Origin of the sequence: Hornefia butyriciproducens, assembly GCF_009695915.1 — a bacterium.
GTDB classification, from domain to species: Bacteria; Bacillota; Clostridia; order Peptostreptococcales; family Anaerovoracaceae; genus Aminicella; species Aminicella butyriciproducens.
In genome coordinates this window covers 323,731-340,056 of record NZ_VUMZ01000001.1, presented here as the reverse complement: position 1 = coordinate 340,056, position 16,326 = coordinate 323,731, and the positions used below count along the sequence as shown (strand labels likewise).

The 16,326-nt window shown below is 52.1% G+C and carries 18 protein-coding genes; 17 read left to right on the top strand and 1 reads right to left on the bottom strand.

What is annotated here, in order from left to right:
• Positions 1–124 precede the first annotated feature (124 nt).
• From FYJ64_RS01530 to FYJ64_RS01465, 14 genes are all read left to right on the top strand, one after another.
• Positions 125–1,258, top strand: coding sequence for a DNA/RNA non-specific endonuclease (locus tag FYJ64_RS01530; protein WP_154573477.1), 1,134 nt, complete (start codon positions 125–127; stop codon positions 1,256–1,258).
• A 96-nt stretch (positions 1,259–1,354) separates the two neighbouring features.
• Entirely contained in the window at positions 1,355–1,717 is a 363-nt protein-coding gene (gene queD / locus FYJ64_RS01525; protein ID WP_154573476.1) for a 6-carboxytetrahydropterin synthase QueD, read from the top strand.
• Positions 1,714–2,487 (top strand): GTP cyclohydrolase FolE2, encoded by a 774-nt coding sequence (gene folE2 / locus FYJ64_RS01520; RefSeq protein WP_154573475.1) that lies wholly within the window; start codon positions 1,714–1,716, stop codon positions 2,485–2,487. Before queD ends, folE2 begins: the two co-directional genes overlap by 4 nt.
• Positions 2,488–2,497: 10 nt before the next feature.
• Positions 2,498–3,334, top strand: a complete 837-nt coding sequence (gene folP, locus FYJ64_RS01515; RefSeq protein ID WP_154573474.1) for a dihydropteroate synthase — start codon at positions 2,498–2,500, stop codon at positions 3,332–3,334.
• On the top strand, positions 3,331–3,906 hold the full coding sequence (folK, locus tag FYJ64_RS01510) for a 2-amino-4-hydroxy-6-hydroxymethyldihydropteridine diphosphokinase (RefSeq protein WP_235897073.1): 576 nt from the start codon (positions 3,331–3,333) through the stop codon (positions 3,904–3,906). Before folP ends, folK begins: the two co-directional genes overlap by 4 nt.
• A 13-nt stretch (positions 3,907–3,919) precedes the next feature.
• Entirely contained in the window at positions 3,920–5,548 is a 1,629-nt protein-coding gene (ilvB, locus tag FYJ64_RS01505; RefSeq protein WP_154573473.1) for a biosynthetic-type acetolactate synthase large subunit, read from the top strand.
• 9 nt (positions 5,549–5,557) lie between these two features.
• Complete coding sequence (gene ilvN / locus FYJ64_RS01500) at positions 5,558–6,031, top strand: acetolactate synthase small subunit (protein WP_154573472.1); 474 nt, start codon at positions 5,558–5,560, stop codon at positions 6,029–6,031.
• Positions 6,032–6,034: 3 nt separating this feature from the next.
• On the top strand, positions 6,035–7,129 hold the full coding sequence (locus FYJ64_RS01495) for a D-2-hydroxyacid dehydrogenase (protein ID WP_235897072.1): 1,095 nt from the start codon (positions 6,035–6,037) through the stop codon (positions 7,127–7,129).
• Between the two features lie 298 nt (positions 7,130–7,427).
• A complete protein-coding gene (locus FYJ64_RS01490; protein ID WP_427811072.1) occupies positions 7,428–7,784 on the top strand; it encodes an ArsR/SmtB family transcription factor in 357 nt (118 codons plus the stop codon).
• A gap of 199 nt (positions 7,785–7,983) precedes the next feature.
• Complete coding sequence (locus FYJ64_RS01485) at positions 7,984–8,202, top strand: cation transporter (protein WP_154573471.1); 219 nt, start codon at positions 7,984–7,986, stop codon at positions 8,200–8,202.
• Positions 8,203–8,211: 9 nt separating this feature from the next.
• Positions 8,212–10,092 (top strand): heavy metal translocating P-type ATPase, encoded by a 1,881-nt coding sequence (locus FYJ64_RS01480; RefSeq protein WP_154573470.1) that lies wholly within the window; start codon positions 8,212–8,214, stop codon positions 10,090–10,092.
• A gap of 68 nt (positions 10,093–10,160) precedes the next feature.
• Complete coding sequence (locus tag FYJ64_RS01475; protein ID WP_154573469.1) at positions 10,161–10,685, top strand: nitroreductase; 525 nt, start codon at positions 10,161–10,163, stop codon at positions 10,683–10,685.
• Between the two features lie 197 nt (positions 10,686–10,882).
• Entirely contained in the window at positions 10,883–11,203 is a 321-nt protein-coding gene (locus FYJ64_RS01470) for a DMT family transporter (RefSeq protein WP_154573468.1), read from the top strand.
• 40 nt (positions 11,204–11,243) lie between these two features.
• Entirely contained in the window at positions 11,244–11,966 is a 723-nt protein-coding gene (locus FYJ64_RS01465; RefSeq protein WP_154573467.1) for a B3/B4 domain-containing protein, read from the top strand.
• A 116-nt stretch (positions 11,967–12,082) separates the two neighbouring features.
• Here FYJ64_RS01465 and FYJ64_RS01460 read toward each other — a convergent pair whose 3' ends face one another.
• Complete coding sequence (locus FYJ64_RS01460; RefSeq protein ID WP_154573466.1) at positions 12,083–13,270, bottom strand: metallophosphoesterase; 1,188 nt, start codon at positions 13,268–13,270, stop codon at positions 12,083–12,085.
• A gap of 667 nt (positions 13,271–13,937) precedes the next feature.
• Between FYJ64_RS01460 and FYJ64_RS01455 the strand changes: the two genes are divergently transcribed.
• From FYJ64_RS01455 to FYJ64_RS01445, 3 genes are all read left to right on the top strand, one after another.
• Positions 13,938–14,807, top strand: coding sequence for a phosphoribosylaminoimidazolesuccinocarboxamide synthase (locus FYJ64_RS01455; RefSeq protein ID WP_154573465.1), 870 nt, complete (start codon positions 13,938–13,940; stop codon positions 14,805–14,807).
• A gap of 113 nt (positions 14,808–14,920) precedes the next feature.
• Positions 14,921–15,805, top strand: coding sequence for a hypothetical protein (locus FYJ64_RS01450; RefSeq protein ID WP_154573464.1), 885 nt, complete (start codon positions 14,921–14,923; stop codon positions 15,803–15,805).
• Positions 15,806–15,818: 13 nt separating this feature from the next.
• Entirely contained in the window at positions 15,819–16,325 is a 507-nt protein-coding gene (locus FYJ64_RS01445; protein ID WP_154573463.1) for a hypothetical protein, read from the top strand.
• The last annotated feature ends 1 nt before the right edge of the window (position 16,326 follow it).

Genomic DNA, 16,326 nt, shown 5'->3' with positions numbered 1-16,326 from the left:
GAAGAAAGGAAAAAGACTGAAAATCTGCAGAAAAAGCTTCCGCAGCAGCAGGTTCTGGGAAATTTCCATAGGAAAAGAACGCCATCGAAGAAAGAGAAAAGACTGAAAGGATGAGAAAAATATTGTGAATGTGAGAAATGTATATCTGAAAAGAATTCTGACACTGATGATCGCCGTTCTTACAGCGCTGTCGCTTGCGGGAACGGATCCGGCAACAGTCAGCGCTGCATCGGGTGTCGCGGCGCCGACAAAGGTGAAGGCGACGAATCTGTACACCGGAGTCCGGCTGACCTGGAAGAAACCGACGAAGGATACCACTTTCCGAGTTTATGTGAAAACCGGAGGGAAATACAAAAAAGCCGGCACGGCCTCTGCAAATAAATTTGTATATAAAAAAGCGAAGTCCGGGAAGACCTACACCTTCCGGATACGTGCGTACAGAAAAGGAAGCCGTTCCGGATACAGCAGGACGGTCACGAAGAGGTTCGTCCGTTCGCTGGCCAATATGGAGTACAAAGGGAAGGGCTATGCGGTGCTGCACGGCAATAAACCGAATTTCTCCGACGCTCAGGTGACTCGGGCCCGGAACGCGTATATCACGTTCGGTAAGCTGGATGACAGGGGTCGCTGTACGGCGGTGACCGCCAGTGTGTCCTCTGAGACGCTGCCCAGAGAGGAACGCGGCGATATCAGTTCGGTACATCCTACTGGATGGGTCAGCGGACAGGGCTGGCAGCGGTGTCACCTTCTGGCTTTCAGCCTCGGAGGGGGAAACGCCAATCCCCGGAACCTCATCACCGGATCCGCGCAGCTGAACGTGAGCGGAGGCATGTGGATTTTCGAAGAACAGGTGCTGAACTATGTCCGTCAGACCGGAAATCATGTTCTCTACCGTGTGACACCGGTCTTCAAGGGAAAGGAACCTGTGGCCAGAGGAGTTCACATGGAGGCCAGATCCGTGGAAAATGCGGGGCTGCAGTATAATGTCTATGTGTTCAATGTCATGGACGGATACAAAATTGATTATTCGACCGGCATAGTGCGCGCGAAAAACGCCGCCGCCGAGGAAAATCCGGGAGGCAGCAGTCACAGCAACGCCAAAAGGACCTACATCCTGAACGAGAATACGAAAAAATTCCATTACCCCAGCTGCAGTGCCGTGAAGAGGATGAAGCCATCCAACCGGAAGAAGGTGAAGACTAGCCGCAAGAGTCTGATTCAAAAAGGCTATGACCCCTGTAAAATCTGTGAGCCGTAATTTCCTGCCGGGCACTGAATTGTAAAATATAGGTTGGACAAAGGGAAGACGCTATAGTAAAATGGGTAGCAAGGAAAAAGCTTTGGAGAATGACGAATGATTTTAGTAAAGGAATTTGAATTTGACGCGGCTCATAATCTGATCAATTATCACGGAAAGTGCGAGCGCCTGCACGGGCATACCTACAAGCTGGTTGTGAAACTGGAGGGAATCCGGGGATCTGAGGATATGATCTATGACTTTGTGGATCTGAAAAACCTCGTAAAGGAGCACATTCTGGATGAATTTGATCATCACTATATCAATGAATTTATCGAGCAGCCGACGGCAGAAAACATCGCGGTGTACATCTGGAACAGGCTGGCCCCGCTGGTGAAGACAGAGAATGCGCATCTCTGTGAGATCCAGGTGTGGGAGACAAAGACATCAGGGATTATTTATCACGGAGAGGAAGCATGAAGGACGTACAGAATCAGCCGGATCGGAGACAGATTTATCTGAATCAGGTGGGGATCAAGGATTTCCGGATGCCGATGGAGATCTGCAACAAAAACGGAGAATGGCTCAGTACCGCGGCGGACATCAGTCTGCTTGTGGGACTCGACGCCAGCCTGCGGGGCACACATATGTCCCGTTTCGTCGATATCATCCAGGAGAATCGGCGGATGGACCTCAAGCACATGAGAAATATCCTGGAGAGTATTCAGCAGCGTCTGGAATCCCGGAGCAGTTTTGTGCGGATGAAGTTCGATTATTTTATAGAAAAGGAGTCGCCGGTCACAAGGCTGGCTTCTTTCATCAATGTTCAGGTGGAGTACAGTGCGAGTCTGGAGGGCAATGATTTCGAGTTCGACATGAAGGTGATCACGCCGGTGACGACTCTTTGTCCCTGCTCCAAGGAAATTTCGGAGTACTCGGCGCACAATCAGCGCGCTAATGTTTCGATTCAGATTCGCCGCAAGAAGTTCATGTGGATTGAGGATCTGGTGGAGATCGCGGAACAGAGCGCAAGCTCGCCGGTGTATTCTCTACTGAAGCGGCCGGATGAAAAGTACGTGACGGAACACGCTTATGATAATCCCCGGTTCGTGGAGGATGTGTGCAGGGAGGCCAAGCTCCGTGTGGACAGAATGCGGGATGTGAAGGAATACTGCATCGAGGTGGAAAGCCTGGAGAGCATACACAACCATTCCGCCTACGCGATGGTTACCGGCGGAGAGGAGATATGACAGGAGTAGTATGAAACATTTTCTTTTAAAGAACGGAGAGAGAAAGGAATTCGCGCACATGGAGATGATGGGGATCATCAATGTCACGCCGGATTCTTTTTTCGCAGGCTCCAGAACTGCAGAGACACAGGCGGCTGTGGAACGGGCAGACCGCCTGATTCAGGAAGGTGCGTCGTTTATCGATGTGGGAGGAGAATCGACCCGCCCCGGCGCGGAAAAGGTGGAGATCCGCGAGGAAATCGACCGGGTCTGCCCTGTAATTGAAACTATCCGGAGGAAACACCCGGAGATTCTGCTGTCGGTGGACACTTATAACGCAGAAACCGCCGAAGCGGCCGTTGCTGCCGGCGTGGACATCATCAACGATATCAGCGGACTGACCTTTGACGAAAACATGGCGGCGGTGGCGGCGAAAGCCGGCGTTCCGGTGATTCTGATGCACACCGGAGGCAGACCGGATGTAATGCAGAAGGATCCGCACTATGACGATGTTGTGCAGGAGGTGTATGATTATCTGCAGCGACAGATCAACTACGCCGTGGCGTCAGGAATTTCCCGTGAGAAAATCATCATCGATCTTGGAATCGGATTCGGAAAAACCTTTGAGCATAATATGACACTGCTGCGGAATATAGATCGTTTTGCGGACCTGAACTGCCCGCAGCTTCTGGCGGTATCACGGAAAACCTTTATCGGCGCGCTGCTGGACGAAGAGGATCCGGCGGATCGCCTGTACGGAACCATTGCGGTGACTCTGTACGGGCAGCTGCACGGCATAGAGATGGCGAGGGTCCATGACGTGAAGGAGAACTGCGACGCGGTCCGCATGATGGAGGCACTGCGATGAAGAAGTCTGACGGGACGGAGAAACAGCCAGCGACGGCTGAGACATCTGCGACAAAGATGCCCTCTGCGGAGAAGAAACAGCCCGCGCCGGCCGGGACAGCCGCGGCAAAGCAGCCCGCGACGGTCGCAATCATCGCGCTGGGTTCCAATATGGGGGACCGGGAGATGTATCTGCGCCGGGCCTGGGAGGAAATCGAAGGAAGAGCGGGTCATATCACAAAAGCCTCATCAATAATGGAGACGGAAGCATACGGGTATACAGATCAGGATAATTTCCTGAACATGGTTCTGGAGATTGAAACCGGCCTTTCTCCTCATCGCCTGCTGGCGGAACTTTTGACGATTGAAGCGGAGCTGGGAAGGGTACGGACTATTCACTGGGGACCTAGAACCATCGATCTTGATATAATTTACTACGGAGATCAGATCATTGATGACGATGACCTCCGTGTCCCCCATCCGGATCTTCACAATCGGGAGTTCGTACTGAGGCCGATTGCGGAGATCGAACCGGAGTGGTACGATCCGAAAAGACAGAAAACAGTCGGGCAGATGCTCGATGAATTAATATAAACGAGGTGACAAAATGTTAAGTGGAGCACAGGCAATGGTGAAATGTCTGGAGGAGGAGGGCATCAAAACGGTGTTCGGCTATCCGGGCGTTGCAATTGCACCGTTTTACGACGGTTTGCATGATTCTGAAATCGAGCATGTACTGGTCAGGGGAGAGCAGTCGGCAGGGCACGCCGCGAGCGGAATGGCCCGGATCTCCCGCCGGCCGGCAGTCTGCGTCACGACCTCCGGGCCGGGCGCAACCAATCTGATTACCGCTCTGGCAACGGCTTATGCGGACAGTATTCCGATTATCGCGATTACCGGGCAGGTGGACAGCAGTCTTCTGGGACGTGACGTCTTCCAGGAGGCAGACATCACAGGCGCGACAGAGTCCTTTACCAAATATCGTTATCTGGTCAATAATGTAAATGACATCCCGCGGATTTTCAAGGAGGCTTTTTATATTGCCAATACAGGGCGCAAGGGTCCTGTTCTTATCGATATTCCGGTGGATATCCAGCGGGCGATGATGACAAAGGAATTTAATTACAGTGACATTGAAGTTCGGATTCGCGGCTACAAGCCGCCAAGCGCCGGCGGAAACCGCCAGCAGATGCGGAAGGTGGTGGCGGCCATCAACAAATCGAAGCATCCGCTGATCTGTGCCGGCGGCGGCGTGATTCTGGGCAACGGCGAGGATCAGGTGACCAGGTTCTGTGAAAAAAATCAGATCCCTCTGGTCCACACCATGATGGGGATGGGCGTTATGCCCAAGGATCACCCGCTGTATTTCGGCATGCTGGGCAACAACGGGAAACCATATGCGAACAAAGCGGTCAGCAAAAGCGATCTTTTGATCATCGTGGGAGCTCGGGTGGCGGATCGCGCCGTAGCGAAACCGAAGAATCTGGAAAGCAAGCTGAAGATCATTCACATCGATATCGATACGGCGGAAATCGGAAAAAATCTTGGTCCGACGATTCCGCTGGTAGGCGATGTCCGGGATATTTTCAGCCAGCTGCTGAAGGAAGATATCCACATCGATACCACCGACTGGGTAAAGGAACTGGAGGATATCAAACACGGGACAGTTGATTCCCGCGTGTTCAGCAGCGAACTGGTGAATCCTAACCTTCTTGTTCAGACTTTGTCGGAGAAGATGAATGAGGATGCAATTTACGTTGCCGATGTCGGTCAGAATCAGCTCTGGTCTGCGGACAATTACGTCATGAAAAAGGGACGTTTCCTGACCACCGGCGGTATGGGCACCATGGGGTACTCGATTGCGGCCGCTATCGGCGCCAAAATGTGTGCGCCTGACCGGCAGGTTGTAGCGGTCTGCGGTGACGGTGCTTTCCAGATGAGTATGAACGAGCTGGCGACGGCCCGGGTTAACGATGTTCCCCTGAAGGTGGTCATCGTCAGAAACCGTGTACTGGGTTTGGTTCGCGAGTATCAGATGAACACCTATAAATCCAGATATGAGGGGATCAGTCTCTACGACCTTCCCCGATATGACAGAATCGCCGAGGCATATGACATGGAATATCTGCATATTGAGAATAACAGCGAGGTGGAGCAGCAGGTGGAGAAGTTCCTTTCGATGAAGGAGCCCTGCCTGATGGTCGCTGAAGTCGATGACGAGAACAACGTGAAATAGGAGGTCGCGATGAAAGGAATATTTTCTGTACTGGTAGAGAACCAGGCCGGCGTACTTTCCCAGATTTCCGGATTGTTCGCTCGGCGCGGATTTAACATTGACTCGCTTGCTGTGGGGGAAACGGAACACCATGATGTTTCCAGCATGACGATCGTTTCCACCGGCAGTGAGCGTACCATCGATCAGGTGGAGAAGCAGCTGAACAAAAAACTGGACGTTATCAAGGTGCGGCGTCTCGAGGAAAACCAGTGTGTCTGCATGGAGATGATGCTGATCAAGGTCTCGTATTCTGCTACGAACCGCAGCTCGCTTTTTGAAATCTGTCTGATTAATAAGGCCAGAATCGTTCACATGAGCCCGAAAAACATGATTATCGAAATGCACGCTGCCCCTGACGAGGTGGAGAACTTCATCGAGCTGGTACGGCCCTTCGGAATCAAGGATATTCAGAGGACTGGAACAGTGGCGCTGAAGAAGGACTGAGCTATGAACAAAAGAAAACCGACCGGGCTTTCAGTCCCGCCGGCAGCTGAACCGGCGATATCGGCGACGCCCACGACGACAGCAACACCGACGACTGAAATGATGCCTGCGAGCACCACGGCAACTTCGGCATCGACAGGATCGGCGACCGCCGGCGACCGCGTGCTTGTCGGACTTCCGGTCAGCGAGCGACACCGGAAATTCCTTGAATCCTGTGCCCCGGAATGCGAATTTATCTATAAGCCTAAAGAGCTTGTAGTTGATTCGGATCTGGAGGATGTCAGTGTTGTGATTGGGAACATCCGGCCAACGGCGGCAGCCGCCGCGCCCGCGCTGCAATGGATTCAGCTGAATTCGGCGGGCGCGGACGAATATGTGGCGGCCCGCAGGGCCGCCGACCACTGGCAGATCTGCTGTGCCCGCGGTGCATACAGCATTGCGGTTTCAGAGCATATGATCGGCATGCTGTTCGATATGATCCGGCATTTTGGCGAGTATCACCGCAAGCAGGCGGAGCATATCTGGGAGGCCAATACACACATAGTTTCGATTGAAGGCTCGACTGTTCTGGTCTTGGGACTAGGTGATATCGGATCATCCTTTGCCCGTAAAATAAAAGGTCTGGGAGCGGCTGCTGTGATTGGGGTTCGCAGAAACTGCGGACCTAAACCCGACTGTGTTGACGAGGTCTGCACAACAGATGAACTGGACAGCGTCCTCGGTCGGGCTGATTTTGTTGCAATGGTTCTTCCCGGCGGTGAAGAAACCCGTGGTATAATGGACGAGCGACGGCTGCGCATGATGAAAAAAGGCAGTTATCTGGTTAATGTGGGCCGCGGCAACGCTGTCGATTCTGTTGCACTCAAAAAAGTACTGTCAGAAGGACTTCTTGCCGGTGTCGGTCTGGACGTGACCGATCCGGAGCCTCTTCCTGCGGATGATCCACTATGGGACATGGAAAACGTTTTTATCACACCGCATGTCGCAGGGCAGTTTTACCTAGATGAGACTTTTGAACGCATCGTCCGTATTGCGGGCCGGAATCTTCGGCATTGGACTTCCGGAGAACCGTTGGAAAATGCTGTCGGATTATATTAGTGTCTGCTTATTAAGTCCGGAATTAGCGGGTACTAAGCGCTGAATGCAGGCAATAAATTTCGAATCAGTATTGACAAATAATGTCGTTAGCGCTACAATTCAATTGAACAATGATTCAAATGTTCATCCGTTCAAACGTTGTCTGTTCTGATCATGTCCTGACTCTGGTCCCGATACGATCAACTGGACAAGTAAAAAGAACGGATCAGAAATATAAGTTTATGAATCATATTCAGAAGCGAAAATCCAAGAGTGAAGGAAACTGAAGCAGCAAAGGAGGAAAATCGTGAGCAGCAGAATCATCGAAGATATTGACCGCTGTGACTGTACCACTATTCATGAAGATGTAGTCGGGAAGGTTCGCAACGGCATGCCCCGGGAAGATACCTTGATGGATCTCAGCGACACTTTCAAAGTTTTCAGCGATTCCACGAGGCTGAAAATTCTTTGTGCTCTGATTCAGGCTGAAATGTGTGTCTGTGATATTGCGGCGCTGCTGGGGATGACACAGTCTGCGGTTTCTCACCAGCTGAGGGTTTTGAAACAGGCAAATCTTGTGAAAAACAGGCGTGACGGCAAGGTCGTGTATTATTCCATTGCGGATGCGCATGTAGAGACAATTATCAATAACGGTATGGAGCATGTCCTGGAATAGACGCCAGCGTTCGGGCAATTGTGCAGGCGCCTCGCGGACACTGGCCTCGCAGACACATGCTCTTGACGCCCCCGTTGGCATACGTCTCGCGCGAACGTGCGTTAGAATCATCCTCGCGGGCAGAGATGCTTGTCTGCCGGGCACTCATTAATTTAATGGGGAAGACAGTAATTTCAATACTGACGGAAAGGAAACAGAAATGAAGAAGAGATTTAAGATGAATGAAGTTGACTGCGCAAACTGTGCGGCGAAGATGGAGGCTGCTATCCGGAAGATTCCGGGAGTGCATGAGGCCAGTCTGAATTTTATGACGCAGAAGCTTACCATCGATGCAGATGATGACCGCTTCGACGAAATTATGCAGCAGGCGCAGAAGTGCTGTGAGAAAGTGGATGCTGGTACAAAAATTATCATGTAGGTGAGGGTGATGACAAAGAAACAAAAGCAGACATTGATCCGGATCATCACTGCCGCTGTTTTGTTCACGGTGCTGATGGTACTGGATCATACGGGACGGCTCGCTGCAGTAACTGAGAATCGCTGGACGGCACTGGGAATCTATGCGGTTCCTTATCTGATTGTGGGATATGATATTCTCTGGAAGGCCGTGCGGAACATCAGTCACGGCGAGGTGTTCGATGAGAATTTTCTAATGATCGTAGCGACCTTCGGAGCGTTCGGTGTACAGGAATATAATGAGGCGCTGGCGGTAATGCTGTTTTATCAGGTCGGAGAACTGTTTCAGAGTTATGCTGTCGGGAAGAGTCGCCAGTCGATCAGCGATCTGATGGAGATCTGTCCGGAATACGCCAATATTGAGAAGGACGGACAGCTGGTGCAGGTGGATCCGGAGGAAATCGCGGCAGGAGATGTGATCGTGGTGCGCCCCGGAGAGCGCATTCCTCTGGATGGCGTGGTGACAGAAGGCAGTTCCATGATTGATACTTCCGCACTGACAGGAGAATCTGTGCCGCGTCGTGCCGGAGAAGGCGATGAAGTCATAAGCGGATGCGTCAACGGCGAGGGACTTCTGAAGATCAGAGCAACAAAGAAATTTGAAGATTCTACGGTATCCAAGATTCTGGAAATGGTGGAGGATGCCGGCAGCCGAAAGGCCCGGACCGAAAATTTCATCACCCGGTTCGCCAGGGTCTATACACCGATTGTCACCATCGGCGCGGCATGTCTGGCAGTTATTCCTCCGCTGGCCTTTGGACTTCCGTTCTCCGACTGGCTTCAGAGAGCCTGTGTATTTTTGGTCATTTCCTGTCCGTGTGCGCTGGTGATATCTGTGCCGCTGGGATTTTTCGGAGGCATTGGAGCATCGTCCAGGATTGGCGTTTTAGTCAAGGGAAGCAACTATCTTGAAGCGGTTGCGGACATGACGACACTTGTGTTTGACAAAACAGGGACTCTGACAAAGGGAGAGTTTGCCGTGCAGTCTGTTCATCCCGCGGGCACTGCGACAAAGGAAGGGCTGCTGGAGATTGCGGCGCTCGGCGAAGGCTATTCCAGCCACCCGATCGCCGAATCAATTCGTGCCGCGTACGGCGGCACGCCGGACATGAGCCGCGTCTGCGACGCGGAGGAAATTCCCGGACACGGAATTCACGTAAAGGTGGACGGAAAGGAAGTGCTTCTCGGCAATATCCGGCTCATGCATCAGTACGGCATCAAATGTGAAGAACTGAAAAGCGGCGGAACCGTGATTTACGAGGCAGTTGACGGCTGCTTCCTCGGGAGCATCGTCATCTCGGACACGGTCAAATCCGGCGCCGCGGAGGCCATTTCCGAGGTGAAGCAGGCGGGTGTAAAGAAGTGCGTCATGCTGACTGGGGATCGGGAGGCCGCGGCACGGGAGGCAGCGGAAACTTTGGGTATCGACGAGGTGCATGCGGAACTTCTTCCCGGTGACAAAGTCGAGGCAGTTGAGTCTCTTCTGGAGAGACAGGGTGACAAAGGAAAACTGGGTTTTGTCGGAGACGGAATCAACGATGCTCCGGTACTCACCCGGGCGGATATTGGTTTCGCGATGGGGAGCATGGGTTCGGATGCTGCAATTGAGGCGGCAGATATCGTCGTGATGGATGACGACCTGCGGAGAATCCCGCGCGTCGTGGGAATCGCGCGGAGAACGCTGCGCATCGTCAAGGCGAACATCGTGTTTGCGCTGACGGTGAAAATCCTTGTGCTGATCCTTGGGGCACTCGGTATTGCCAATATGTGGGCTGCCGTTTTCGCAGATGTCGGTGTAGCGATAATCTGTATCATTAATTCTATGCGTATTCTGGCGAGCGGCAGACGTTAAGAGGTCCAGACTCATCCGGCTCTCATCAGAACGGATGTGCGCTGAAATACAGGAATGGAGGTTTAAACATGAGTGATACGATTCAGGTAATCAAAGAAAGAAGAAGCGTGCGGAAATATCAGGACAGACGTGTTCCGCAGGAGGTCATCGACCGGATTGTTGAGGCGGGAACATATGCGCCTACAGGAATGGGGAAGCAGTCGCCGATTATTCTCCAGATAAAGAATGATATGGTGCGGGATGAGCTCTCAAAGCAGAATGCGGAAATCATGGGAAAGCCGGGAACGGATCCGTTTTATGGGGCGAAGGATGTTCTAGTAGTCCTTGCGAACAGAGAAATACCGACATACCTGTATGATGGAAGTTTGGTAATGGGAACGCTGATGCTGGCGGCAAAAGATCTTGGGGTTGACAGCTGCTATATTTTCCGCGCAAAGGAGGAATTTGAAAGCGAATACGGAAAAGCGCTTTTAAAATCTCTGGGAATTGATGGGGATTATGAAGGCATCGGTCACGTGATCCTGGGTTATGCGGAGGGCGGCCAGCCTAAAGCTGCGCCCAGAAAACAAAATTATGTTTATGTTGTAGAATAGAAGGAAATGTTGTATAATCAGTATCAGTTCATTAAGTTCCCGTCGGACTTAGTGGGCACTGATTCGATGGATGAGCATAAATTAAACAGAAACACTGCACTCTGCCGCCGGGTAGAGAGATTGCATGCGTCAGGAACTCATGTCGTTAGGCCTTAGAAGACATGAGGAACTGACGCCTTTTTTTCAGGAGGATTGACATGAAATGGATAATACTTGGAATTGCCGGTGCGATGGAGATCACCTGGGCGGTTGCGATGAAATACTCGGGAGGCTTTACACAGCTGATTCCCAGCGTCATAACCGCAGTGAGCTATATCGCGAGTGCGGTGTTTCTTGCGCTTGCGCTGAAAAATCTGCCGCTTGGGACGGCCTACGCCATCTGGACAGGCATCGGCATCATCGGTACCAGCGTGCTGGGCATGCTTTTGTTCAAGGAGACGGTCAGCCTGCCGCAGTGGGTCTGCATTGCGATGATTGTTATCGGCATCATAGGTCTGCGATTATTGTCATCGGAATAAAAATATGATAGTATGAATTAATAGTCAGGAGGTAAATTAAATGAAAAAATTTATTTGTGAGAATTCGTTCTGGGAACTGTTTCCGGATGCGGAGATCGGCGTCCTGGTTCTGAACGGCGTCGATAATACGGAGGCGGTTTACGATGCGCACGAGGAAATCCGTGACGATCTGGCAGCGGCGAACGAAGAAGCGGTGAAATGGATCCCGGCAATGCCTTTGTCTAAAAACTCCGTGGTTGCGGTGTGGCGGCAGGCATTTCAGAAATTCAAGAAAAAGAAGGGAAACCGCGCGTCGATTGAGGCGCTGCTTGCCCGGGTGGACAAAGGAAATTATGTCGGCGGCATCAATCCGCTGGTGGACATTTACAATGCGGCGTCTCTGACTTATGCGCTGCCGGTGGGCGGCGAAAACCTTGACGCCTTTGTCGGGAACCTGCGTCTGACGATTTCGGAAGAGGGCGGAGATGAATTCATGGCGCTGGGAGACGAGGAAAACAACCCGACTCTTCCGGGGGAACTCTGCTATCTGGACGATCAGGGCGCAGTGTGCCGGTGCTGGAACTGGAGAGACGGGCAGCGCACCATGCTGACCAATGATACGGTCAACGCGTTTCTGATTGTCGAGAGTGTGGATCCGTCCCGTCACGATGATCTGGTGAAGATCCTGGATCGCCTTGAGACGAAAAGCGCTGATATTCTGGGCGCGTCGATCTTTGCCCGTGACATTCTCACAAAGGATAATCCGGAAATTACAATCGGATAAGCATGCATTAAAATATAAAGTGCTGCATTCGTATGAAAGCCCCGCATTTATATGTCGTCTGCCTGTGAGACGGCATATAAATGCGGGGCCTGCTTTTCTCAGAATTTCTTTTTGTCTCAGTAGTTCAGGTTGATAACCGCGATCTCACTGTGGGTTCCGATGCGAATCGGAGGTCCGTAATATCCCGCACCCGAGGTGACGATGGAATAGACGCCGTGAATGCTCTTCAGTCCATATGCGTTCCTGGAGAGGAACGGCATTGCCAGAGTGCAGGGGAAGAACTGTCCGGCATGGGTGTGACCGCTCAGTACCAGATCGACGCCGCAGCTTGAGAGGTTTTTGAAATCAGTCGGCTCGTGTTCGATTACCAACACTGGCATCTTTGTGTCCAGAGAACCGGTCAGTGAGGCGATTGACGCACGTTTCACAGCATCGGTGCCGGTCTGCTCGCCGTCCAGCCGTCCGACGATCTGTGCTCCGTTGATAAACACGGTCTTGTCGTCCAACGGAGTGATCCCTGCCTTTGCCATAAACTCTTCCATGTCCGCGCTGCGCATAGGACGCTTACGGCTGATATTGAATCCGCACAGAAGCCGTTCTTCTACATCGTGATTGCCATAGACAGCGTAAACGCCCTGTCTGGATTTGATTTCCTTCAGAATTGCCTCATAGGTGTCCGGATCCCGGACGGCGCTGAATGATCCGGAAAAGGTGTCTCCGGCAATAACGACGATATCGGCGTTCTGTTTGTTGATCTCGCGGACCATCGCGCGGAGCTGATCCTCGTATGTGTTGGTGTCCAGGTGAAGATCAGAGATCAGCACGATTTTCAGCTTTCCGTTTGCAGCCGTCTTTTTTGAAAGTGTTACATTGTATTTCACTGTGTGGATTTTGTGGGCGTTGATGGTTCCGTAGGCGGTCAGTGAAAGGGAGACCAGAACGCACATGAACAGAACGAACAGTCCCGCCCATGGGTGTTTTTTCCGGACATGTTCTCCGTCCTTCTGATGCGAGTGTGAAAAAATCCATACGAAAAACCGGATGATATGGAAAAACACGAGACACATTCCGAAATAGACGAGAAACCCGAGCCAGATATTGCCGTTTCCGGTCATCGCGTCCTTCAGGGTGCCGTCGCTCAGGTAGCAGCCGCCGATGGGCAGCAGCGCGAACAGAATGTACAGTACGTCAACGATCGCCCGGAGTAGAACGCCGTGGCTGATCAACTTCAGCCAGTGATTCAGCTGCGACAACGTGTATAAGATGAGCAGTGCGTAAACTGCCAGCACAATTATTTCAACCATAGATAAAACTCCTTCCGCATAACAAATTTCATTTTACAAAAAATAACGCGAAAATACAATGTTAATTTGGTGAAATGTGCTATAATGGTTCTATCTGATTTTGATGTCATCTGACCCGGAGGACATACGGTCAGATGACGGGCGGCGTTGCCGCAGAGAAAGAACCATTGCGCCCGGCGCTGAATAAAGCGGAAAATAAAGCCGAAAGCGCCGGTCTAAATGGAGGTTCTATCTGATTTTGATGTCATCTGACCCGGAGGACATACGGTCAGATGACGGGCGGCGTTGCCGCAGAGAAAGAACCATTGCGCCCGGCGCTGAATAAAGCGGAAAATAAAGCCGAAAGCGCCGGTCTAAATGGAGGTTCTATCTGATTTTGATGTCATCTGACCCGGAGGACATACGGTCAGATGACGGGCGGCGTTGCCGCAGAGAAAGAACCATTGCGCCCGGCGCTGAATAAAGCGGAAAATAAAGCCGAAAGCGCCGGTCTAAATGGAGGTTCTATCTGATTTTGATGTCATCTGACCCGGAGGACATACGGTCAGATGACGGGCGGCGTTGCCGCAGGGAAAGAACCATTGCGCCCGGCGCTGAACAAGGCGGAAAACAAGGCGGAAAGCGCCGGTCTAAACCGCTGCCGCAGAGCTGAACAGGGAGGAATTTAATGAAAACATATGAACCAGTAAAAGAAGGTAAAGTCCGTGAAATCTACGATAACGGCGACAGTCTGATCATGGTTGCGACTGACCGGATCTCCGCATTCGATCACATCCTGAAGAACCAGATTACCGACAAGGGTGCGATCCTGACACAGATGTCGAAGTTCTGGTTTGACATGACGAATGACATTCTGCCGAATCACATGATTTCTGTAGATGTTAACGACATGCCGGAATTCTTCCGTCAGCCTCAGTTCGACGGCAACAGTATGATGTGCCGGAAACTGAATATGCTACCGGTTGAATGTATTGTACGCGGATACATTACCGGATCCGGGTGGAGCAGTTATCAGAAGACGGGAACCGTCTGCGGCATTCGTCTGCCTGAGGGTCTGCTGGAGTCCGACCGGCTGCCGGAGCCGATTTACACACCGAGCACCAAGGCGGAAATCGGAGATCATGACATTAACATTTCCTTCGAGGAAAGCATCGACGTCATCGAAAAGCAGTTCCCGGGAAAGGGCGAGGAGTACGCTGCGACGCTTCGCGACTGCACGATCGCCTTGTATAAAAAATGTGCGGAATACGCTCTTTCCAGAGGCATCATCATTGCGGACACCAAGTTTGAGTTCGGACTGGACGAGGATGGAAAAGTCGTGCTGGGCGACGAGATGCTGACTCCTGACAGTTCCCGCTTCTGGCCGCTGGAAGGCTATGAGCCGGGTCGGTCGCAGCCGTCCTATGATAAACAGTTTGTCAGGGACTGGCTGAAGGCTAATCCGGACAGCGATTATCTGCTGCCGCAGGAGGTAATCGACAAAACTATCGAAAAATATAAAGAGGCCTACGAGCTTCTGACCGGAAAACCGTTCTGACAGAGCCGGTCGCAGGGCTGGCAGAACTGGTCGCGGAACCGGTCGAACTGGCGGGAGGAAGCGGAGGAAGCGGAACCTCGCCGGTCAGTTTTTTGTTAAGGAGACAGAGAGAAATGGAACGATATGAGCTGGAACATGTAGAACTGCTGAACCGTTTTTACGGAGACTGTAAGGGCATGATCCGCAGGCTGGAGGAAAGCGGCGACGGTTGGCTCCGGGATTTGTACGGCAGCCTGGAGGACGGCGGAGAATATTCAGAGTCGGATTTCGGCGCGGGTCTGCTGGAATACGAAGGCGGCGTCAATATCTGCCGGATTTTTCTGCCGAAGCCGGAGCGGCCTGCGCTCTGTGCAGTCATCTATCTGATTTACAGCAGGGAGTATGAGCCGCTGAATTTCCTGACTGTGGAGGCCTCTCCGGAAGGCGGATACGTGCTGCTGAGCTGGGATGCCGGAGGCGTGTACCGCCCCCGGGGTGAGTATGATGGAACAAAGGAACGCGCTTTGATCGACGAAGTCGTTCGAGAGACGTTGGATGCGGAGGAGCCGGAATCCAACAGCCGTTACGGAGAGATGTGTGAACTTCTGACCCGACTGGAGATCCCCTTTTATGACAACGATGTCGTGGATTACATCAGAATGTTTGATGTAATCGGCGAGCTGTGTCAGAATGCGGTGGACACGCCGGCTGTTGCGGCAGGGTTCGCGGCGTTGAAGGACGTCATGGAGGACGATTCTGTGGAAACCAGCCGCGCGCGTATGATGAAGATGTTCGACATGCTGGAGGAGCTTCCGGAAACAAAGGGCAGACTGGACCGCAAGGGAAAACTGTTTTTCGCCTTTAGTGTTTATGCGGCCTGTTCTCTGATTTCCGAGAATGACGACAAAAAACACTATTATATGGGAATCCCGGAATTTGAGTCCGCCGATTACATTAAATACAAGATGGAAGAGTACTGGTCCCTGGATCCGTACATGTTTTCATTTGCAGTACGCTAGGAGGAAGTCGAGGATGGAGAAGAAGGATATTATCGCAGCAACGCAGGCTCTGTCCGGAGCGCAGCTGGCATGGAACTCGTCGGAGACGGTAACGGTGAGGGATCTGGAGGGGAACCCGATCGATATCAATGTGCGGGGAGGAATGCCGCTGACGGATATCTTCGACCTCATCATGGAGGTGGCGGGGCCGTCCGTTTCAGAGGGACACTACAACGACCTGTTCGGAGATATGATTATGGCACAGGCGATTATTGACCGTCTCACCGATATTCCGCTGCCGGAGGATCCCGGACAGATGGAGATCGACCAGTGCTATGAGCTGGTGTTCGGATATGACGGGATCATCCGCAAACTGAATCCGGACGGGCCGGCCAGGTTCCTGATCGACCGCATACTGGCATATAACAAAAGCGTCGTGGAGAACATTCTCCGCACACCGTTCGATCCTGATGATGCGGACGATGAGATGGATCCGGAGGTCATCGGACTCGAGGAACTGAAGAAGATGAGAAAAAACTGAA